The 21,875-nt window shown below is 69.8% G+C and carries 15 protein-coding genes and 1 tRNA gene; 8 read left to right on the top strand and 8 right to left on the bottom strand.

The window, feature by feature from the left end:
* The first annotated feature begins 10 nt into the window (after positions 1-10).
* From glp to FHX81_RS17890, 4 genes are all read left to right on the top strand, one after another.
* Positions 11-1,249, top strand: a complete 1,239-nt coding sequence (gene glp, locus FHX81_RS17905) for a molybdotransferase-like divisome protein Glp (protein ID WP_141979257.1) — start codon at positions 11-13, stop codon at positions 1,247-1,249.
* A 33-nt stretch (positions 1,250-1,282) separates the two neighbouring features.
* Positions 1,283-1,939 (top strand): GNAT family N-acetyltransferase, encoded by a 657-nt coding sequence (locus FHX81_RS17900; RefSeq protein WP_141979256.1) that lies wholly within the window; start codon positions 1,283-1,285, stop codon positions 1,937-1,939.
* A gap of 161 nt (positions 1,940-2,100) precedes the next feature.
* Positions 2,101-2,799, top strand: a complete 699-nt coding sequence (gene sepX, locus FHX81_RS17895; protein ID WP_141979255.1) for a divisome protein SepX/GlpR — start codon at positions 2,101-2,103, stop codon at positions 2,797-2,799.
* Between the two features lie 62 nt (positions 2,800-2,861).
* Positions 2,862-2,937 (top strand) — tRNA-Ala (locus tag FHX81_RS17890).
* A gap of 291 nt (positions 2,938-3,228) precedes the next feature.
* Here the strand turns inward: FHX81_RS17890 and FHX81_RS17885 are convergent.
* From FHX81_RS17885 to FHX81_RS42850, 4 genes are all read right to left on the bottom strand, one after another.
* Positions 3,229-3,417: a hypothetical protein gene (locus FHX81_RS17885; RefSeq protein ID WP_141979254.1), complete on the bottom strand. Its 189-nt coding sequence runs from the start codon at positions 3,415-3,417 to the stop codon at positions 3,229-3,231.
* 203 nt (positions 3,418-3,620) lie between these two features.
* On the bottom strand, positions 3,621-3,962 hold the full coding sequence (locus tag FHX81_RS17880) for a hypothetical protein (RefSeq protein WP_141979253.1): 342 nt from the start codon (positions 3,960-3,962) through the stop codon (positions 3,621-3,623).
* Complete coding sequence (locus FHX81_RS17875; protein WP_170232088.1) at positions 3,959-4,498, bottom strand: bifunctional DNA primase/polymerase; 540 nt, start codon at positions 4,496-4,498, stop codon at positions 3,959-3,961. Before FHX81_RS17875 ends, FHX81_RS17880 begins: the two co-directional genes overlap by 4 nt.
* Entirely contained in the window at positions 4,434-4,799 is a 366-nt protein-coding gene (locus tag FHX81_RS42850; protein WP_342787207.1) for a hypothetical protein, read from the bottom strand. Before FHX81_RS42850 ends, FHX81_RS17875 begins: the two co-directional genes overlap by 65 nt.
* Before the next feature lie 320 nt (positions 4,800-5,119).
* Here FHX81_RS42850 and FHX81_RS17865 point away from each other — a divergent pair, with 320 nt between their 5' ends.
* The 4 genes from FHX81_RS17865 to FHX81_RS17850 are packed head-to-tail and all read left to right on the top strand — an operon-like array spanning position 5,120 to position 7,641.
* The gene (locus FHX81_RS17865; RefSeq protein WP_141979251.1) at positions 5,120-5,965 is read left to right on the top strand and encodes a helix-turn-helix domain-containing protein; all 846 of its coding nucleotides are present in this window, start codon (positions 5,120-5,122) and stop codon (positions 5,963-5,965) included.
* The gene (locus tag FHX81_RS17860) at positions 5,910-6,308 is read left to right on the top strand and encodes an NsdA family TPR-like regulatory protein (protein WP_141979250.1); all 399 of its coding nucleotides are present in this window, start codon (positions 5,910-5,912) and stop codon (positions 6,306-6,308) included. Before FHX81_RS17865 ends, FHX81_RS17860 begins: the two co-directional genes overlap by 56 nt.
* Positions 6,309-6,359: 51 nt before the next feature.
* On the top strand, positions 6,360-7,232 hold the full coding sequence (locus tag FHX81_RS17855) for a DMT family transporter (RefSeq protein WP_141979249.1): 873 nt from the start codon (positions 6,360-6,362) through the stop codon (positions 7,230-7,232).
* A 1-nt stretch (position 7,233) separates the two neighbouring features.
* A complete protein-coding gene (locus tag FHX81_RS17850; RefSeq protein WP_141979248.1) occupies positions 7,234-7,641 on the top strand; it encodes a hypothetical protein in 408 nt (135 codons plus the stop codon).
* Between the two features lie 217 nt (positions 7,642-7,858).
* Here FHX81_RS17850 and FHX81_RS17845 read toward each other — a convergent pair whose 3' ends face one another.
* The 4 genes from FHX81_RS17845 to FHX81_RS17830 form a co-directional block, all read right to left on the bottom strand.
* Positions 7,859-8,263, bottom strand: a complete 405-nt coding sequence (locus tag FHX81_RS17845; RefSeq protein WP_141979247.1) for a hypothetical protein — start codon at positions 8,261-8,263, stop codon at positions 7,859-7,861.
* Between the two features lie 145 nt (positions 8,264-8,408).
* Positions 8,409-8,918, bottom strand: a complete 510-nt coding sequence (locus tag FHX81_RS17840; protein WP_141979246.1) for a hypothetical protein — start codon at positions 8,916-8,918, stop codon at positions 8,409-8,411.
* Positions 8,915-15,013 (bottom strand): RHS repeat-associated core domain-containing protein, encoded by a 6,099-nt coding sequence (locus FHX81_RS17835; protein WP_170232087.1) that lies wholly within the window; start codon positions 15,011-15,013, stop codon positions 8,915-8,917. Before FHX81_RS17835 ends, FHX81_RS17840 begins: the two co-directional genes overlap by 4 nt.
* A gap of 87 nt (positions 15,014-15,100) precedes the next feature.
* The gene (locus FHX81_RS17830; RefSeq protein ID WP_141979244.1) at positions 15,101-21,814 is read right to left on the bottom strand and encodes a laminin G domain-containing protein; all 6,714 of its coding nucleotides are present in this window, start codon (positions 21,812-21,814) and stop codon (positions 15,101-15,103) included.
* Between the last annotated feature and the right edge of the window lie 61 nt (positions 21,815-21,875).

Here is a 21,875-nt window from a genome sequence, read left to right as displayed (position 1 = left end):
AGGTCAACTTATGAGGTCAGTGGACGAGCAGCTCGCCAAGGTGGTCGCCGCCGCCGTGCGGCCCGCCCCGGTGCGGGTGGCGATCTCCGAGTCGCAGGGCCTGCTCTGCGCCGAGGAGGTCGTCGCCGAGCGCGCCTTGCCCGGGTTCGACCAGGCGGCCGTGGACGGCTACGCGGTGCGCAGCGTCGACGTGCAGGCGGCGAACGAGGAACCGGTCACGCTGCCCGTGGTCGGCGAGATCCCGGCGGGGTCCCGCCAGCCCAGACGGCTGCAACCCGGTCAGGCGGTCCGGGTCGCGACCGGCGCGCCGCTGCCGACCCTGGCCGACGCCGTGGTGCCCGCCGGCTACACCAACCGCGGTGACGCCGACGGGCACGCGGCGAAGGTGACGGTGCACCGCTCCGTGCCGTCCGCGGCGTTCGTCCGGCGCGCCGGCGAAGACGTGCAGACCGGTGACGTGGCGGTGCGCCGGGGTGCGTCGATCGGCGCGGCCCAGGTGGGGCTGCTCGCCGCGGTCGGCCGCAACAAGGTGCTGGTCCACCCCCGGCCGCGGGTGTCGGTGATCTCGATCGGCGAGGAGCTGGTCGACGTCGACCGCACCCCCGGCCAGGGGCAGGTCTACGACGTCAACTCCTACGCGCTGGCCGCCGCCGCGCGGGACGCGGGCGCCGAGGTCAGCCGGGTCGGCATCCAGTCGCCGGACCCCCGCCGGTTGCGCGAGGTCGTCGAGGGCAGGTTGCTGCTGTCGGAGATCGTGGTCGTCGCGGGTGGCGTCGGGGGCGTCATCGGCGACGAGGTGCGCGCGGCGCTGGCCGACCTCGGCGACGTGGACGTGACGCGGGTGGCCATGCACCCCGGTTCGGTGCAGGGCTTCGGCCGGCTCGGACCGGACGCGGTGCCGACGTTCCTGCTGCCCGCGAACCCGATGAGCGCGCTGGTCGTTTTCGAGGTGCTGGTGCGTCCGCTGATCCGGGCCGCGCTGGGCAAGCGCAACCCGTACCGGCGGGCGGTCAGCGCGCGGCTGCTGTCGCCGCTGACCTCGACCAAGGGGCGGCGCGGCTACCTGCGCGGCCAGTTGCTGCGCGACGCGGACAACGGCGAGTACCTGGTGCAGCCGCTGGGTACCTCCGGGTCGCACCTGCTGGCGTCGTTGGCCGAGGCGAACTGCCTGATCATGGTCGACGAGGACGTGACGGACGTGGCGGTCGGCGAAGAGGTCGTGGTCAGCTTCCTGGCGCAGCGGGGATGACGGTCCGACCGGGGACGAGCACGGTGGGGATGGATGAGTTTCGCGGGTGACGGTGGTCGGCACCCCGGTTGGCCCGCGCGGCTCGGCCCGCTGCGGGTGCCCGCGGGCCTGGTGGCGCTGCGCCCGCCGAAGCTGATGGACGCCTCGGCGTGGTCGCGGGCCCGGCTGCGCGACCGGGCGTACCTGGAGGACTGGGAGCCCACCGCCGCCGAGGGCTGGCACGAGCGCAACGCGCCGCTGGCGTGGCCGCCGCAGTGGTCGTCGCTCAAGTCGCTGGCCCGGCGCGGCCAGGCGCTGCCGTTCGTGATCACCGTGGACGGCGAGCTGGCCGGTCAGATCACCGTGGGCAACATCGTGCGCGGGTCGTTGCGCTCGGCGTGGGTCGGCTACTGGGTGGCGGCCGACCGGGCGCGCGGCGGCGTGGCCACGGCGGCGCTGGCGCTCGTGGTCGACCACTGCTTCGGCGAGGGCGGCCTGCACCGGCTGGAGGCCACCGTCCGCCCGGAGAACCGGGCCAGCCTCCGGGTGCTCGCCAAGGCCGGGTTCCGCGAGGAGGGCCTGTTCCTGCGGTACCTCGACGTGGCGGGGGACTGGCGCGACCACCTGTGCTTCGCGATGACCGCCGAGGAGGCGTCGCCGGAGGGATTGGTACGCCGGTTGGTCGCACAGGGATACGCCCGAACTGCCTGATCTGCGGGCCGACCGGCTTATTCGGATCACCCGAAAGTGGGTGATACACCACACTTTGGTACGTACGCCAGTCGGCGTGCCTCCGACACAGGTGTGACTGTTGTGACTAGCGTGGCGAGCGCACCACCGAGCGCGCCGCGGGGTAGGGGGAGGTGACGGGGATGCCGAGCTCGCTGATCGTCGTGGGACTGGTCGTGGCCTGGTTGGTCGTCCTCGTGCCCATGGTCGCGCGCAAGCGCGCCGACGCCTCGCGCGGCGGCGTGGAGGAGGAGTACGACGCCATGCCCGAGGCCGACCCGGATTTCGACGACTACGACGACTACGACGAGCCGGACCTGGACTTCGTCGAGCACCGGCCGTTCCGCCCGGGCCGCGGTGGCTACGACCCGGAGACGGCCGCGATCGTGGCCCAGGCGAAGTACGCGTTCCGCCGCCGCGTCGTCGGCACGCTGCTGCTCCTGGCCCTCGTCACGGGCATCGTCGCGGGCGTGCTCTACCCGCTGGTCTGGTGGGGCCACGCGGCCGTCGACGTGACGCTCGTCTCCTACCTCGGCTACCTGCGCCGGCAGGTCCGGATCGAGGAGGAGATCCGCGCCCGACGCCAGGCCAGGCTGGCCCAGTCCCGCCGCCGCCCGGCCACGCGGCAGGCCGCCGCGGACCCCCGGCGGCACGCCGCGACCACGTCGTCCGCCGAGGACGCCGAGCAACCCCGTGACCAGCCGGGTCTGCCCGCGCAGCCCCGCTTCCAGCACCAGCCGCGCCCCGGCACCGTCGTGGTGGACCCGGACGACGAGGACCCGCTGTTCGTCGAGCTGGACGGCCCCGAAGCCCTCCCGTACCGGCGGGCGTCGGGTGAGTAGAGGGGGGTGGCAAAACCACCCCCCGACTACTGATATGCTTCCCCCGCACGACAACAGAACACGGGGCTGTAGCGCAGTTGGTAGCGCGACTCGTTCGCATCGAGTAGGTCAGGGGTTCGATTCCCCTCAGCTCCACCACAGGGGGCTCACCCCATCTGACCCTCATAGGTCAGATGGGGTGAGCCCTTTTTGTTGTGCGCGCCGTCGGCCTTCCGCTGGGTCGTGACGGCTGTCCGGTTGCTGAGGTAGACGGTGTACGCCGCTCTTGGAGTGTCGAAGGGCTCTTCGGCCTGGTGCTCGATGACTTTCTCGCCGTCGACCTACAGCTTTGTGAAGAACGCCCGGTTCAGGATGGTGCGTACAGTCGCGTTGCCGCGTTCGTAGGCCCGTGCGGGCTGTTCCAGAAGCGTGAGCGCGGCAAGGGACACGTCACGGCCAGCGTCGAGCTGCTGTCCGGCACGTTGCCGACGTGCTCTCGATCTCTGATCGCTCCGCGCGGATGCCGTCGATCTTGACGCGCAGCTTCTCCTTCGACCGGCCTTGGTCGGCCGCGAGGTCGAGGAGATAGTCCTCCTTGCGCTCCAACTCTTCGAGGTTCCGCGCGTACTGCTGCCGCATGTCGTCACTGAGCTGGACGTTGGTGCCCGCTCCGCCAGCTCTGCCACGGTCACCGACTGCGGTCCACGCCCGTGGTGTGCACCCACGGCGATCACGTCCCTCCATCTGAGGGCGCCAGGAAGCAGCACGTCCCCACAGGCAGACGGAGGAGGTAGCCCTCACGCACGGGGTCGCCTCCTCCGAGTCGTCTGCTGGGCGTCGCTTTAGCCCTGATGCGCCGCAGTGGTTGTCTCGTCCAGCCACACCACGTGCACCCGTGAAACCCCCGTCGACCGTGAGGAGATCTCGAACAGCGTCCGGGCACGCTCCGCACTCTCGGAGTTCAGTTGGAAGTCGCCTTCCACGGAGTTGACGTCAACCCGGTCGGCGTAGGCCAGGCCGTAGCCCGCAACGCGGGCGTCTTCTCCTTCGCCGTACTCCTCCACGAGCGCGAACAGCCGTGGGACTTCGGACACGGCCAGCTCCCGCATGAGCCTGGTGAACTCCTCCGCGCTCCACGGCAGTCGGGTGATGGTCGGTGGCGTCCGTTCGGCCAGCTCAGTCACGCGCTCTTCCTCTTCTCGTAGCTCTGGATCAGGTCGGCCAGGGCGTCACCGGGCATCAGGCGGTTGCCCGCCTGTTCGGGGGTGACGAGCCAGATCACCGGCGTGGTCTCCAGTGCGCTGGGTGGCAGGGGCATCGGCATCCCGGCCTTCATGACCCGCGCTTCGTCGCTCATGAGCACCGAGGGCATCGGCGGTCGGACGAGGAAGTAGGCGATGGGCATGTTCGGGAAGGCCAGCACCGGCGTCGGCAGACCAGCGAACCACGGGTCATCCGCGAGCGTCATGACCAGTGACTCGGCTACCGCGAACGCGCCCACCTCCGGACCGGTCACGGTGAAGACGTTGGGCTGGTGCAGCCCAGGCGTCGACCACCACTCGCGCACCAGTTCGGCGTCGGTGGTGGCTGCCTTGATGGGGCGCAGGCACGGACTGGTGACGGGCAGCTCGTCCACCGGACTGGCGAAGTGTCCGTCATGCCAGATGGCTCCCGGTATCACGGGCCAGCCCAGTTCGGCGTGGGCCAGGGCGGCCTGCAAGGTCGTGGACGGTTCGGTGTTCGGCGTGCTGGTCGGCACTGCCTTGCCTTTCTGTCGAGGAATCGTCTGTGGAAGTGGAAGCGGGTACGACCTCGAACAGGTCGTGAAACTGCATGGGCGCGAGGGCGATGAGCGCGCCGCCGATGAACGCCGGACCGGGCTGAAGCTCGCCGCTCAGCACCCGTGCAACCGTGGAGCGGTTGACGTCCATCGCCTTGGCAAGCGCGTAGTCCGAGCGGAAGCCCGCAAGTCGCGCAGCCTTGGTGAAGACGTCGGTACGCAAGCGGACGGTGTGCGACATCCCTGGCGTACCTGTCCTATGTGGACACGGGTGTATGTCGGGGCGGCATGATCACTGCTCTCTTGCGGCGTTTGGGTGTTGTCGTCGGGTGGCCCAGCACCAGGCGGCGCGGGGACCACCGGGGACTTCGGGAGGCATCTCCACCGGGGGCTTGCCTGGCGCTGGGGCCGTGATCAAGGGTGGAATCCCCGAGGGGCGACGCCCAGCGCCGCTGTAAGGCCGGCGTATCGCCCGAACGGGGCCAGCCGGATGCACCGCTACGCTTGACCAGGCACAACCCGCACTGCGGAATGCGGCAGCCAGCGCCAGGAGGTCATCCGATGGCAGTACGGCGAACCGGCTTTGTCCGGGCGAGGAAGGCCGCTGGCTTCACTCAGGAGTCGTTCGCGGAAGTCATGCACGTTGACCGCTCCACGGTGGCCCGCTGGGAGCAGGGCACGCGAGAGCCGCTGCCATACCAGCGCCCGAAGCTGGCTCGGCTGCTGAAGATCACGATGAACGAGCTGGACGAGCTGCTGCACCCCGAGGTCGAAAGCGTTGCGGCGACGCAACATGCGAGTCCGCCCGCCGTCGTGGTGCCTTCGCCACGAGTGGTCCAAGCCGAGCTACTGACGCAGTACGAAGCGCTGACAAGTGCCTACCGCCAGATCGACTACCAGGCCGGTTCGGCAGCGGTGTACGAGCAGACCGTCTCGCAGCTCAACCGCCTGATGAGCATGGCGGACAACGTGCCGTCATCCCACTACCAGCGGTTCGCCCTGGTACTTGGTGACACTGCCCAGCTCGCTGCCTGGTTGGCGATCGACCACCAGGACTACGGCGCAGCCCGGCGCTACACCTCACTGGCCTTGTCCAGCGCACAGGAAGGCGAGGAAGCCCAGCTCCATGCCTACGTGCTGGGGATCATGAGCTACATCCACCTGCACGCGGGGCGAGGGCCGGACGCGGTGCGCTTGCTGCTGGCAGCGTTGCACCTCGCGGAGAACCCGCGCTTCGGCATCAGCCAAGCTGTCCACTCCTGGCTGTCGGAAGCCATCGGGGAGGCGTACGCCCTGGCGGGAGACCATCGGGCAGGAGCAGCAGCGCTCGCTAAGGCTGAGCGGTTGTTCGATGGCGTCGACCAAGCCCGACGTACCGGCGTGGCTCGGGTTCTACAACGGGGCTGAGCACATCATGCGGCTGAAGGGGCGCTGCCTCGTGCGGCTGGGCGATGGTGCGGCTGCGGTGACCGCGCTGGAGGAAGCCGTCCAGGCGTTGCCCGTGCACTACGTCCGTGAGCGTTCCGGCACGCTTATCGACTTGGCCATCGCTCGCCTGATGCCGTCGCGCACCGGCCACACTTCAGCCGTCGAACCCGAGGCTGCTGCCACTGCTGCGCTCGAAGCCTGGGAGCTGGCTGTCCAGACCGGTTCCGGCCGCAACCAACGCCGGGTACGCGAGCTGCTGCCCCAGCTCCAGCCCTACCGGCAGCTCGGCGCTGTACGGACGTTGCTTGAGGCAGCCCCGTAGCATCGGCTCCGTGCCGATTAGGAGTGAAGACCGCACCGGAAGCACCAGGTGATGAACCGTAGGAACTGGCTGCTGCTCGTGGCACTGTCCTTCCTGTGGGGTGCGGCCTACCTGGTAATCGCGGTCGCATTGCGTGGGTTTCCGCCGGTGGTTGTGGTGTTCGGGCGGGTCTTCCTCGCTGCGCTATTTCTGACACCATTGGCTATCCGCCGTGATGTCTTGAGACCACTGCTGAAGCATCCGTGGTGGGTGCTCGTGACCGTCCTCGTACAGTCCACCGCGCCTCTGCTCCTGCTTACTTATGGGCAGCAATGGCTGTCTGCTGGCCTTACGGGCGTCCTTATTGGGGCGCAGCCGCTGTTCGTGGCGGCCCTTGCTACCTGGTTCGCATCCGACGAGAGGCCGGAGGGTGTCAGAGGAATCCTCGGGCTCGTTATGGGCTTCGCTGGTATCGGGCTGCTGTTCGGTGTGGACATCGGCGGTAGTTCGCACTTGCTGCTCGGCGGAATCCTGGTTACCGCGGCTGCCATGTGTTACGCCGCTGGCTCTATCCTGATCCACCGCAAGTTTAGCTTTGCCCAGCCGCTGGGCATTGCCACTTCGGCCATGCTGGTGAGCAGCGCAGTAACCGCCATTCCAGCCGCACTGATGACGCCGGACCAGATGCCGTCATCCGCCAGTGTGGTGGCATTGGTGGCGCTCGGCGTGGTGTTCACGGCCCTGACACTCACCGTCTTCTACGGCCTCATCGCACGAGCTGGGCCAAGCAAAGCGACGCTGGCGTTTTATCTTTCGCCTGGTGTGACGGTGGTGCTTGGCTGGTTGCTGCTCGATGAGCAGGTGCAGTGGTCGACGGTGGTTGGCCTGGTGGCGATCATTGTGGGTTCGGTGCTGGCGGCGGGCAAAGCAGAACAGCTTGCTTAGTGTGAGCAGGTCCGTTACATTTCCGGCATTGGGCTATCGTAGGGGTGGTGACTATGACTACTGTGTAAACGGAGTTGAGGTCAATGCTGCAAGGACTCGTCAGAACAACATGCAAGACGAAAAGGTCTATAAACCGTTGAAGCAGGTGGCTCACGCCACCCACGCCTTCGAGTCGATGCATCCCAAAGTTGTAGAAGGTGTGAACTACTTTCGGAACGATGACGCCTACCCCACAAGGTTGTATGTTCCTGTCATCATCACCACGGCCAATATCTATGTTCCTGAGTTCGAGCCGCAGGATGTCGTGAAGGGTGACGTTCAACCAGGCAAACTCAGTTTGGGGGAGCCACGCAAGTGGGCTAGCTACGAATTCCCGCTTCCGGACTTCCTGGGCTATCACGTAGAATGACCTAATGAACGTCGACTGCCGTAGGAAAGAGAACCGTCTTCATTCTGGGTGACAAGTACATCGACGAGTTCTTTGTGAACGCCTTGTCAGTTGTAACGCCAGATAGTCCACCGATGGAGTAAGCGGCTGCGGTTACGTGCTTACTGTCTTGCTTTGCCGGCAACAGCACCTACTGGCCACGCGTTACGCCATCTATCAAAAACTCGTTTCAGTTCGGTCAAAACAACCTGCTTCGTTCTGGCCATCCACGGATCACGTCATCGCTGAGGACCCGTTGAACTCTGTGGCGTGGTGAAAAGACGACTCGCTTCGTTCCGTCTGAGTTTACTTGTCTTTTAACCGTCCTCCGTGCTTCCGCAGCATCCGCCGCACGCTGCTCAAGCTTGTACTGCTCCGCAAGCTCCCGAGCGATAGCTCCCTCTTGGTACTGCTTGATCACCAACTTGAGGTTGGTCTCACCAAGTTGATCTTCTACTCGCCACGTTCGCTCACTACGCCCGGTCGAGCGCACGCTTAGTTGCTCCGAAGAGTCGGCCTCCTGAGCCTTGCCCAGCTCCCGCAGCGCCGTAGCCAGCTCAAACGCCACGCCACCCCCGTTCGAGTAAGCGGTGATGAGGTCCACCGAAGAACAACGTGCACGAACGCCGAAGGGGCGGGAACCGGTAAGCCGGTTCCCGCCCCTTCGGCGTGTGCGGCACGAATCGATCGCCCGGACGCCGCCTCGCCCAGCAGTGGGACCGCGGCCGGGCGAGGGGCATCCGTGGACGTCAGCCGTTCCCCGGGTCCACGTCGGACATGTCCAGCACCATCATCGCCTCGATCCTGAAGTTCTCCAGGTCGTCGAGCCAGTCCGGATGACCACCTCTGGTGGTGAAGAACCTGACGGTGGTGCCGTGACTCAGGTAGTCGTCATCGATGCCCGTGCTCACCAACGCCGTGAGCTTGTCGCTCTCCGGCACTCCCCTGGCGCCCCGCATCGCGGCCTTCGTGAACCACAACGCCCGCGACACCATCGTGAGCAGGAAACGGTCCCTCTCCTGCTCGCTCCCGTGCTCCGGCACCCTGATGTCATTGACTTCGTACTCCCGGTTGGCCACCTCACGCTCGTCACACGGCCAGGACCTCGCGTGCAGCCCGGTCGCGCGCAGCAGGAGAGCCCCGCAGTCGGCGGTGTACCAGCCGGCGCGGAGGATGTGGTCGAGTTCCTCCGGGAAGGGCGCCTCAACCTCCTGGCCGAGGTCCCGCATCAAGGCCCGCATCGCCGAGTTGGTCTTCATCGCACTCCCAAGTACTCGAGTGCGCGGTCGACGTACTTCTGGTCGATCTTCCGCGCCACTCCCGGAGCGAGCGTCGCACCGTTCTCCGAGATCCAGGTCCTGGTCTTGGGGTTCAAGTAGTACTTCGTCTTGTCCGCTCCCCGGCCCATGAACTGGACGTGGATCTGCGCGGCCCCCTTCTTGCCCGGAGCGGGGTTCTCCACGTCGATCCGGTAGTCCCTGATGCTGGACGGGGTCATGGTCTTGCTCTGGAAGTTCGGTGAGTCGGGCTTCGAGGTGATCCGGCACACGGCCGGCGGCGCGTTGTGGACGAGGACCGGCGTGCGGCCCGCCAGCACGTAGTACGTGTGGACCGTGTCGACGCTCAGGTTGTAGGTCCGCATGGTAGCCGCGTATGCCCGTGCGGACAGGACGGTCGCACGGCCGCCCAAGCCGGTGTCGAGGACGTCGTCCGGACGCAGGTCGCCGGCGTGGATCCACCGGTGCCGGGACGCCTCGTAGAACGGGTGGTGGGCCGTCGTCGTGATCGTCCGCGGGCCGTCGGTGGTCGAGACGGTCAGGTCCACGTACTGCTTGTCCGCGTCCGTGACGTGGACAGCGGTGACGACGTGGGACTCGGTCCGCTCGCTCTCCGGATCGGCGTTGAGCACCACGTCGCCGACCTCGAGGTCCTCGATCGGTTTGGTCGTGCCATCGGCCATCAGCACGAGGGTGTCGCCGTCGAAGCTGTTCGGTCCGCAGCCGTCCATCATGTCCACGAGCTGCTTGACCGACCGCGCCAGCTTGCCGCCGCCGCCCCGGCCGCCGCCGTCCAGGCCGCCGGTCTCACCGAGGAACTGGATCCACGGCCACTGCAGTTCCTGGTAGTCGTCGAGCGAGCAGTCGTCGCTCTCCCGGCAGAACGCGAGCAGCGCGCCGTAGGTGTTCTCGACGTTCATCTCGCTGCCGAGCGGGTGGACGTTGGGGCCGCCGTAGCCCGCGACGACCTTCGGCAGGATCTTCTCGGCCTCCGCGGCGGTCCACGGGGTCGGGACGCCGTTCAGCGTCGTGCCACCGGTCTCGGAGTCGTACCCGCCGTACCAGCCGTCGCCGTGGTTCGTGATCGGCGGGTAGTACGCGCCGGCCGGGGGGTCGCCGCCGGGCTGGTAGTTGTCGTGCTTGTTCTGGCAGTTGCGGACGCAGTCGCCGTTGCTGTTGTTGACCGGCCCGTTCGGGTTGTGACCGCCGTCGCCGGGGCACGAGTTGTAGTCGCAGTAGGCGAGACCGGTCGGGTCGCTGAACGTCAGCGGCGAGTTGTTGCCGTACGCGTAGCCGTGCCACTGCTGCGGGTCGGTGATGTCCATGATCGGGTCGACCGACAGGAACCTGCCCAGGTCGGGGTCGTACTGCCGGGCTCCGATGTGGACCAGGCCGGTGGCCTCGTCGTTCGTGCCGCCGACGAACCCGCGCTCGCCCGGGAACAGCACGGCCGGGCCGCGTTCGCCGCCGAACGGCAGTTGGCGGCGCTTGGTGGCCGTCATCGAACCCACGTCGACCGACACGTGCGAGGTGCCCTGGTGGTCGGAGCCGAGCCAGGTCAGCCTGGTCTTGCCCTCGCGCATCGCGACGGTGTGGCCCGCGTGGGTGTAGTACCTGGTCACGGCGGGCGTGGGCGCGCCGACCGCCAGTTCCACCTCCTGGTTGCCGAGGTAGAGCGTGGTGGACTCGGCGTCCTTGCGCAGCAGCCGGGTGCCGTCGACGCCGTAGATGAACGTCACCCCGCCGGACGCCTCGACCAGCTTGCCCTCGGCGTCCCAGTCGAGCTCCTGGACACCCTCGGGCTCGGTCCGCGTGACCGTGTTGCCCGCCGCGTCGTAGCCGAACTCCTCGATCCGGGTCCCGCCCGGGCCCTCCTGGACCACCTTGCGCAGGGTGTGCGCCTGCGGCGTGCCGGGTTCCGGGTACTTGTACGTGCGCGTGGTGTCGCCGCCGGCCTTGTGGTCGACCTCCGTGAGGCGGTTGCCCGCCTTGTCGTACTCGTACGACTGCCAGTACGGCGCGGGACCGGACAGGCCCGTGGTCGTCGGCTGCGGACCGCAGCCGACGCCGCCCGCGGGCGTCCACGCCCCGGTCAGCCGCCGCAGGTGGTCGTAGGTGAAGCACTGCAGGTCGACGGGCTGGTCGCGGGGCGCGTCCGAGACGGACCGGACGTTGCCGACGTCGTCGAACGAGTAGGAGACGTCCGCTTGCATGGGCGCGGGCGTCTCGGTGTCGACGATGTACCGGTTGAGCCGCCGGGTGTCGGACTCGTAGTAGTACGACAGCCAGGTGCGCTTGCCCCCGTCACCGAGGTGGATCCGCTCCAGCTCACCGAGCCGGGTGAACGACGTCTGCGAGGCGATGGTGGTCGTCGTCCCGTCGATCCCGCCGTTGGTGGTCGTGGGCCGCCCGAAGTCGTCGTACACGTGCAGCACGGTCTCGGCGGGCACGTTGCCCGCCGCGGCGAACGTCTCGCCCGCGACGGTGCCGTCCTGGTTGTAGCTGTAGTAGGACGTGTAGGTGTTCCGGAGCAGGCCTTCGGCCTCGGGGATGATCACGGACACGCTGGCCGGCCGGTACCGCGAGTCGTAGCTCCCGATCTGCTGGGTGTAGGCCGCGCCGTTGACGTACCGGGTGGCCGACGCGAGCCTGCCCTTGCCGCCGCCCGCGGTGTCGTACGCGTACTTGTGCAGCAGGAGACCGGTCGGGCCGCCTTCGCGGACCTCGGTGCGCCGGCCGACCTTGTCGTACCCGTTCCACGTGGTGCGGCCCCGGGCGTCGGTCGACGTCTCGAGCCGGCCGAGCGCGTTGTAGACCGTCGTGGTCGCGCCGCGGTCGACGTCCTCGGACCGCGTGAGGTGGCCGCGGACGTCGTAGGTCCACCGCCACGTGTTGCCCGCCGGGTCGGTCGCGGACGCCAGGTCGCCGGTCGGCCAGTACGCGTAGGTCGTCGCGTCGAACGTGCCCGTGGGCGTGGGACCGTGGTACTGGCGCAGCTCGGTGGTGCGGCCGCGGGCGTCGGAGACGGTCGTGGTGGCGGTGCCGCCGGCCGGCGGGGTGACGTGCACCCGGTCGCCGTCGTAGGCGGTGGTCGACTCCCACTTCTTCTGCGCGCCGGCGTAGAACATCTGCTTCACCGGGCGGCTGGCGCCGTCGAACCTGGTCCAGGTCACGCTCGTCACGGCGTTGTCCGCCGCGGTCCACAGCGTGGTGTCGACGGGCGCGGCGTTGTAGTACGGCTGGGTGGTCCGGTACTGGCGGCCGTGCGAGTCGTACCGGGTCTCGGCGAGCACCCGACCGCCGTGGGTCGGCGTCTGGACCTGCCTGACCCGGTAGAGGCCGTCGTAGAGGGTGGTGCTGGTGGTGTGGTTGCCGTTCGGGCCGACCTTGGTCTCGCTGACCGCGGACGGGGCGTCGTTGCGGATCAGGTAGCTGTACTTGGCGCTGCCGGACGGGTTGGTGGTCTTCCTCCGGTTGGGCAGCCACACCTCGGTGTTGCGGCCCAGCGCGTCGAACGCGACCTCGGTGACGCGCAGGTTGGCGTCGACCGTCCTGGTCGGCGTACCCCACGCCGGCTCGACCGTCAACGTCGTCGTGTAGCCGAGGGCGTCGGTGGTGACGGTCTTGGTGAGCGGCCCGCCGTCCGCGGGGGTGTAGGCGAGCTTCGACTCGTTGCCCGCGCCGTCGGTGATGGTCAGCGGGCGGCCGAACCGGTCGTAGGTGGCCGAGCCGTCGACGCCGTAGCCGGGGGCCGCCTGGGGGCGGTCGCGCAGCGACTTCTTGGACGTCAGGTCGCCCTTGGCGGGTGCGACGCCGAAGTCCTGGCCGTCGTAGGCGAACACCTCGTCGGCCAGGGCGTGCGCCGGGAACGTCGGCGGCGTGCCGCAGGCGACCGCCACGGCTTCCTGGCGGGACGGGAGGTTCATCAGCCACTTCGCGGTGTTGCGCGCGTAGGTCGTGGTGACGCACTTGTCGTCCGCGTCGGTGGTCGTGTCACCGAGGTCGTTCACGGTGAGCACGAGGCCGAGGTCGTCGTAGGTCGACTCGGTCTTCGTCGTCCGCCAGCCCCCGGCCTTCAACGCCGTGTAAGTCGTCGAGGACGCGTTGTGGACCACGTAAGCCTGGTACTCACCGCGGCTGGCCGTGGGGCCTTGCCACGACGGGGTGTCGATGGTGCGGCTGACGACCTCCTCGCTCTCACCGAGGTAGGTCGTCGACTCGAACCGGACGCCCTGGAGCCAGTCGTGGTCGGTGTGCGCGCCGCCCGCCGAGTCGGTGAACGTGCCGCCCATGCCGCGGTAGAACCGCTCTTCGGCCAGCGTGGTCGGCCCGCTGGTGTCCGTCGGGAGCCCCGTGCGCACCTTCACCCGCGCGTAGCCGCGGTACTCGTCCCAGGTCTTGCGGTCCGCCGGGGTGAACTCGGACCGGCTGAAGTGCCAGGCCGCGCCGTCCAGGTACTCGTAGGACACCTTCTGCATGGCGTTGGCGCCGAACCGGTCCGACGTGGTCACCGATGCCACCACGTACTTGTGGAAGTAGTCGGTGCGCTCGGCGAAGTCCTTCTTCGTCCACGTCACCGGGAAGCACCGCTGCGTGTTGGACTCCGCGCTCGCCGGCATGGAGCCGGCCGCGCAGTCCGGGTCCGCGTAGGCGATCGACGTGATGCCGCCCGCCTCGGAGATGATCGCGGTCAGCCGGAACCGCTGGAGCGGCCCGGCGTCGGTCGGCTGCTCGACCCGGTTGGCCAGCCGGGTGCCCTCGAAGGTCACCGCCGGCAGCGCCACGTCGGTCGTGCCGACGTGCCCGGTGTGGGTGATGCTCTTGAGCCACAGCGCGGCCTTCTCGCCGCTGCCGGGATCGGGGAACTCGTGCCCGAGCGACCAGGAGTCGACGTCGTCGAAGCCGGTGCCGCGCCACACCTTGGTGACGACCCGGCTCAGCCTCTTGGTCGACCAGAACGTGGGCGAGTGCAGGTCCGCGCACGTCGACGCGACGCACCGGTCGGTCAACGAGGTGTCCGGCCAGTTCTCCGGCTTCTCCGGCACGCAGTCGCTGCCCGGCACGCACCGGTCCGCCAGCTCGAAGTCCACCCGCGCGGACGCCTGCACGGCCACCTCGTCGCGCAGGCCGTACACGATGGACTTCAGGGTGCCCGCGCGCACGTACGGAACGGCGGCGTCCTCGGCGTTGAGCCCGTAGGAGTTCGTCTCGGTCTCGTAGTCGTACAGGATGACGTTGCCCCGCGCGTCGACCGACTTGTCGAGGTTCCAGCGCCACGCCTGGGTGCACCACGAGGTGGCGAACGTCGTGCCGTTGCACTCCTCGTGCTGGTCGTCGCCGAACACCGGCACGGTCCACGTCGAGTTCGACTCCTTGCGGGAACCGAAGTAGTGGGTGGTGCCGTCGACCGTGGTGATCGTCCAGTGCTCGCCGTTGTCGTCACCGTTGTCGACGCCGGTGCCCAGGGTGATCCGGGCGCCGTTGTCCGACTTCTGCCGCCACGTGCCGCTGCCCTCGTCGCGCACCAGCATCCCGCCGCCGCCGGGGTAGGTGGCGGTGGCGTTGTGGCTGCGCCAGCACAGGTCGCCGGTGTCGGTGGGCGCGGCGGTGCCCTCGGTGTCGTCGGTGCACCCGCCGTAGCTGCGCTCGACGTACCCGGCGCCGAGCTCCCAGCCCTCACCGACCCACGACGACTGGTTGTTCGTCGCGCTGGTCCGACCGTCCACCAGGGACGACCGGTACGACAGCCCCAGCGACGGCTCGAAACCGCCCGGCGACGGGGGTACGCGCAGCGGGTACGACCAGCTGAAGTCACCGGTCTGCCGGGCCACGTCCCAACTGGCCGTGGGCGACAGCGGCGTGGCCTTGAACGAACCGCCGCCGTCGGGTGCGGCGGTGGACGCCGACTGGTTGCCGCGCAGCGCCCGGGACGTGCTCTCCCCGGTCGGCGTCGACCCCCACGACGGGCTGGTCACGGGTACGGACGGGAGGTCGGGCAGGGCGGCCGAGGGCCCCGCCTGGGCCGTGGCCGGTGTCGGGGCGACCGCCGTCACCAGGGAGAACCCCAAGGTGACCACGAGCGCTCTCGAGAGCGCGCGGAAGGTACGTCTGTCGGACCGCATTACCTCTCCAAAGGTGAGCGGGAGCAGGGCAGGGAGGAACGGTCAGGCCGGGAACACCGGCTGGGTGGTCGGGACGGCCATCTGCACGTGGCCGAGCAGGCCGTCCGCGGTCAGGCCCTCGCAGGTCGGCTCGAGGGAGGCGAACGCCTGCCCGGCGGACGTCCGGCACCGGTAGAGCGGCCGGGTGGCCACGTCGGCCGGTGGCTGCGTCCACGCCCAGCCGAGGCCGCCGCTGACGGTCTTGCCGTCGCACGTGGCGCTGGTCGAGACGAACTGGTCGTAGCCGTCGTGGCAGCTCATGAGCTGGTGCGTGCCGGACTTGGCCACCAGTGACAGGAAGCCGAGCGGACCCTCCGACCGGTAGCCGGCCGGCGTGCCCTCCACGGTCACCGCGTGGTCGCCGGTGTCCCGGTTGAAGTTCCGGGTCAACGCCGCGTACGCCACCGTGTGACCGAGGAGCCCTTCGACCCTCGCGCCGGCGCAGTCGGACCGGCGCGACTCGAAGTGGTCACCCGCGCCGGCGCACCGGTAGATCGGGATCGTCGGCACGTTCGACGGCGCGACGCGGTACACCGCGCCGATCACGCCGAGCACGGTCTGACCTTCGCAGTCGGCCAGCAGCGAGGTGAACACGTCGTCGTGGAACAGGCACGAGTACAGCGGTCGCGTGTTCGCGTGCGCCGGGTCGACCAGCGTGCCCAGGGTGCTCAGCAGGTGGTAGCCCTCCCGCAACGGCCCGGTCGTGCTGCCCGTCGCGTGGTCGCCCGAACCGTTGACCAGGACGCCGAGCTGCCCCGCCGCCGGGGCGGCGTAACCGCCGCGCCCCGCGATGACGGCCTCGGTCTGGACGCCCAGCTCGGTGCGCACCTCGTCGATCGAGCCCCGGAAGAAGTTCCCGGGCTTGCCCGCGACCTTGCCCGCGCCGATGGTCAGCGGGGCGAGGGTCTCCGGCAGCGCGACGCCGTCCCGGATGCCCGCGAGCTTGCCGTCGACGTAGAGCCGCAGCCTGCCGTTGGGCCGGTCGTAGACGCCGGTCAGGTGGGTCCACGAGTTCGTCTTCGGCGGCTGGGCGGACGCCGCCCACACCAGCGGCGCCTGCTCGGTGTCCTGCGTCGGCCCGCCGAACACCCAGCGATCGGCCTCGGGCCGGTACTGCAGCACGAACCCGCTCACGACCGAGCCGTCCTGGCCCACGACGGTGGCGACCGCGTCGCGCGCCTCCAGCCGGGCCCACGCGGAGACGGTGAAGCTGTCCCGCATGGACGCGCCCCACTCCGTGGTGGTGGCGTAGGACGTGCCGTCGAGCTTCAGCGCGCGGCCGTTGACGCCGTCCGTGAACGACACCGGGCCCTTGGCGGCGGTGGGGTTGTTGCGCTGGGAGTGGTCGCGCACGGTGTCGTCGTCGAACCGCCACATGCCCGACGCCACCGCGGTCACGTCGGCCGACACCAGCTTCAGCTCGCCGTCGCTCAACGCCCGGTCGTACACCCTCAGGTCGTCCACACCGCGCGGGAAGAACCCGGCCGGGCCGCCGCCCGCCTTCATCCGGCCGACGGTGAGCGGACCGGTGGACCTGATCGCCGTCGCGCCGACCACCGTGCCCGACGGGACGCCGTTGACGTGCAGCTTCAGGTGGCCCGATCCCGCGTCGTAGCTCAACGCCAGGTGCGTCCAGTTGCTCTTCGCGGCCGGTGTGCTCGACCGCACGACGGAGGTCTCCGCGCCGTCCGAGTCGGCCTTCGGCACCACGCCGGTCCACCGGTCGGTCGCGGCGTCGTACCCGAGCCGGAACGAGCTGACCTGGTCGCCGTCCTCCGCCACGACCGTGCGGTAGCCGGTGCTGCCCGAGCCGTGCAGGTAGGCCCAGGCCGCGACGGTGAAGCTCTTGCCGGGCTCGGTGAGCAGCACCGGACCCGCCGTCTCGGCGTGGTCGTCGACGCCGTCGAGCCACGCGGCGTGGCCCGTGCGGCCGGCGATCCAGCCCGCGCCGTTCTTGAGCGTGGCGGTCCGGCCGCCGACGCCGTCCGCGGCGGTGGTGCCGGTGTTCTCGTTGAACTTCCAGTGCCCGGTGGGCGTGGGCATGGTCGGGGTCGCGTTCTCCTCCGGGTACGACCCGTGCAGCGTCGACACGCGGTCGTCGGTCAGCGGGCCCGTGTAGAGGCGGACCTCGTCCACGCTGCCGACCCAGTGCTGGGCCGGGGTGCCGCCGACCTTGCCCCGGCCGAGCACGAGTGCACCGGTGGTGTGCCACGGCGTGTTGAGCGTGCCGTCACCGATGCGGGTGCCGTTGACGTAGATCCAGATCTTCTTGTGCTTGGCGTCGTAGACCCCGGTGAGGTGCACCCACGTGTCGACCTCGCTGGCGGCGGTGGTGACGGCGGCCTTGGTGACGACGGCGTCCACAGCGTCGCCCTCCGGCATCTCGAAGAACCACTTGCCGTCCCGGTGGCCGTCGTCGTTGATCAGGTGGCCGAGGCGGAACTTGCTGGTGTGCTGCCCGTCCACGCTGAGCGCGACCCACTCGCAGGACTGGACGTCCTCGGTGAACTCGCACGTGCGCCCGGTGGGCAGGTAGACCCACGCCGACACGGTGAAGCTCTCGTCGGTGCGCAGGTCGACGCCCTGGGTGGTGGCCGCGCCGGCGCCGTCGAACGCGAGCGCGCTGCCGAGCCGGCCGGGCGCGTGCGTCGCGCCGCCGGTCAACGTCGCCGAACGGACCCCGACCGAGTCCGCCGCCGACGTGCCGCTCGGCTCGTCCAGCCGCCACTCGTGCACCAGCGCCAGGTCACGGCCCGCGAGCCGGCGGACCTCGTCCACGAACAGCGGTCGGCTGTAGACCGACACGTCGTCGATGGCGCCGCTGAAGTGCTGCACGGCGGTCGTGCCCTGGAGGGTGCGCCCGATGCGCAGGCTGCCCGTGGCCGGGTCCGGGCTCCACGCGCCGAGGTGCGGCGCGGAGCCGGCGGCCACACCGTTGACGTACAGCGACATCCGGCCGGTCGACCGGTCGTAGCCCGCCGCGAGGTGCGTCCACACGCCGACCTGCACCGGCCCGCCGTACGCGTGGTCGCGCGTCGTCGAGCCGTGGTCGAGGCGGGCCATCGTGAACGCCCACCGGCCGTCGTCGGTGGTGCGCAGGTCGAACGCCCCGACCGCCCGGCCTTCCAGCGACACGACCGACATCGCGCTGCCGACCCGGTCCACCTTCGCCCACGCGGTGACGGAGAAGCTGCGCCTGGTGTCGATCGTCTGCGGCGCGCTGACGTGACCGGCCCCGGAGAGCCGGGCCGCCTGGTCGGCGGGGTTGGGCAGGCTGCTCTGGCCCGGCGTCCACGTCACGTCGCCGTTGAGCTTGCCGTCGCGGGCGGGCAGGGAGGCTTCGACGGCGTTGGTGTCGAGCTTCCACGTGCCCGCCGTGACGCCGTCCTGGGCGACGATGCCCTGGATCTCCTCCGGCGCGAGCACCCGGCTGTAGGCGCGCCAGTCGTCCACGAAGCCGTTGAGGTGGTTCCCGCCGTGCGACCGGCCGAACACCAGGTCGCCGGTGGCGTCCCACAGCGTGTCGAGGCCGACGGCCTCGCCGTCACCGGTCCCGTCGACGAACAACCGCGCCGTGCGCGTCGAGGCGTCGAACGTGGCGGTCAGGTGCGTCCAGTCGGTGCCCGCGCCGCCGGTGGTGGTGGCGAGCGCGTTCCACCCCGCCGCACCGTCCGCCGCGCGGACGCCGAAGTGCCACTGGCCGTTCCGCAGGAACACCTCGAACCCGCTGGACGCCGTGCCGTCCTGGGACACCACGGTGTAAGTCGTGTCGGCGGGCGCGGCGGAGGGGACCTTGACCCAGCCGGCCACGGTGAAGTCGCGGTCGGTGCGCAGCACCGGGCCGTCGCTCCTGGCTTCGCCGGCCCCCGGGAAGTGGAGCGCGGCGGGCTTGTCACCGGTCTTCAGCGCGATGTCGGTGGTCGTGGCGGACACGCCGGGCGACAGCACGACCGCCGGACCGCCGGACACCTCGTTCACCGAGGGCGCCCGCTGGTCGAACCGCCAGTGGCCGAGCTGCACGTTGTCCGCGCGGATACCGGCCTTGACCTCGGCGTCGCTCACCACGCGGTCGTAGAGCGCGACCTCGTCCACGGAACCGCGGAACGGGCTCTGGACGTCGTTGCCACCCCAGAGGGAGTACCCGACGCGCAGGTTGCCGCCGCCGTGCCAGTCCAGGCCGGTGCGGCTCGTCGTCTCGGCGGGCTCACCGTCGACGTAGAGCTTGAGCTGCCGCGTCGAGGCGTCGAAGACGCCCGTCAGCTTCGTCCAGGAGCCGACGACGGGAGATGCGGCGGACACCACGACGTCGGTGCCGGCGAGGTCGGCCCGCGGCATGCCGAACGCCCACTTCCGGCTCTCGACCTGGTACCACAGCACCAGGTCCGGGTAGCCGCGCGTGCTCTCCTGGCTCAGGACGACGGCGCTGTGGGCGTCGTCCTCCAGCCGCACCCACGCCGAGACGGAGAAGCTCGCGTCCGTGCGCACCGCGTTGGGGGCGCTGACGCTCTTCCCGGTGCCGTCGAAGCGCAGCGCCGAACCGAGCGCGCCCGGCACGTACGAGGGCCCGCCGTGCGCGGTGGCGTCACGCCAGCCGAGGAAGGCCGAGTCCTTGGTGTCGCCGTCGAACGCGTACTGCGCGAGCGGGCCGGTGCCGCCGCGCACGTAGAAGTGGTAGATCCTGGTCGGGCCGGGGTTGCCCGCGCGGTCGACGCTGCGCACGTGCAGGTCCTGCGGGCCGTCACCGGGCGGGGTCAGCGGGACCACGGCCTGGCCGTCCAAGCCCAGCTTGTCGGGGTGGGCGGTCTCCGTCATGGCGCCGTCCCAGCCGTACGCGAAGTGGTCGACGTCGTCGTCCTTCGCGGTGAAGGTGAACGCGCCGGGCACGCTCGCGCCGCCGTGCCAGCGGTTGTCCTCCGGGTAGAGCGGGCTGACCACGAGCGGCGGGTTCTTCGGCGGGACGACGTCCACCTTGAACGACGGGCCGTTGACCCAGTCGGGCGATTCCCAGTTGCCGTCGTTGGCCTTGACCCGCCACGACACGGTCTGGTCGTGCTTGCCGGTCAGGTCGAGCGTCGAGGTGAACGGCGCGCCGGAGTTGTTGGACGCGCCGTTGTACGGGACCGTCACACCGTTGCGCGTCACCTCCCACATGGGGAACAGCGTGCTGTCGTCGGGGTCGCTGAGCCGCGCGTGCAACGTGACCTCGGGGCCGGACAGGTACGTGACGCCCGCGCACCAGTGGCACGGCGTCATGTCGCGGTCCGTCCGCACCTCGTAGGCGTTGCCCGGCTGGTGGTTGTAGTTGACCGAGAGCTTGGTGTGGTCGGGGTGGTACTTCCGCCAGGCGTTGTCCGTGGTCTCGCTCGCCGCGGTGAGGAAGAACGTCGACACGCCACCCGCGTTGGTGCCACCCGCCGCCTTGTCGAACCCGACCTCCTGGAAGCCGGTGCAACCGCTGTAGACCGACGGCACGGACACGTTCTGCAGGTGCCCGCCCGCGGGCTGGTTGTACCAGTTGGTGTCGGAGTAGATCGTTCCCGCGTCGTACAGCGCCTGGGTCTCCGACGTGCCGCACGCGGTCGGGCCGTAGACGACCGAGGTGATGAACTTGGAGCTCAGCACCTGCCGACCGGCCAGGAAGCCCGTGTCGAACTGGAAGTAGCTGCGCACCACGAGCTTCTGGCTGTAGGCCTTGCCGGACCGGGCGGTGGTGATGCCGCTGAGCCACCAGGCGGTCTCGGCCTGCGAGTTCGCACCGTTCCAGTGCGTGCCGCGGCGCATGGCGTCCGTGCCGTCGTCGTAGACCGACGTCCAGCTCTGCTTGTCCGGCGTGTGCCAGGACGGGTCGATGACCAGCGGGAACACCGCGTGCGGATCGGCCAGCGCGGCCGCGTCCGGCACCAGCGCCAGCGAGTCCTCGGTGATCTCGACGCCGACGGGCGAACGACCCTCCAGCGGGCTGTCGGTCTCGCGCTTCGCCGAGTCCCACATCCACGAGCTCGCGGCTTCGAAGATCGTCTCGCCGGACGGGCTCGTGGCCGTGAGCCTGCCGTCGTCGTGCGCCTTGAGCAGGAGGTTCTTCGTGCGCAGGTCGAACCGGATGCGCTGGAGCGCGGGGTTCGCCGCGGCTTCCGGAGTCCTCACCACGATGTGCTGGGCGTAGCCGGTGACCGTGGTGGTGATCTTGAGGTCGACGTCGGGCAGCACGTCGGCGTAGGTGGCCGTGGCGCCGTCGAGGTGGGGCTCGGGCAGCGCGCCCGGCCAGGTGAGGGTGTACTCGTGGCCGTCGCGCGCCATCCGGACCAGCGGCGCGCCTGTCCCGCCACGGGACAGGGCCAGCTCGGGCACGGTCCCCTTGGGCGTGATGCCGGCGTCCGAGCGCTCCAGCGCCGGGTCGGGCGCGACCCAGCCGTCGCCCTTGCGCACCCGCTGCGGGGTGACGTGCAGGTCGGCGGTGAACGTGCCGTCCGGCTGGGCGAACACGGTCCGCTTCTCGGTGCGCTGGTCGAGCGCCTCGACCGGCGTGCCCTGGCGCTGGGCGGCGTTCATGGCCAGGGCCGAGGTCGGCGCCTCGGTCAGCGCGGGCGGCGGGGCCTCCGGTGTGGCGGGCCGGTCGGCCGTGACCAGGACGGCCGCGCCCAGTGCCGCGACGAGGACGAGGACGGTGGGTCTTTTGCGCAGGCCGAAGCCCCGCGCCGCGGTGCGGCGGGTGAACACGACGAGCCCCCTCGGATTCGGCGCTCGTCCCCCGACGACGTGCGAACCGCAGATGTGCCGG

This window comes from Saccharothrix saharensis, from assembly GCF_006716745.1.
Lineage (GTDB): Bacteria > Actinomycetota > Actinomycetes > Mycobacteriales > Pseudonocardiaceae > Actinosynnema > Actinosynnema saharense.
Note: the sequence above shows the minus strand (reverse complement) of the source record. Positions and strands in the feature narration are given on the sequence as shown.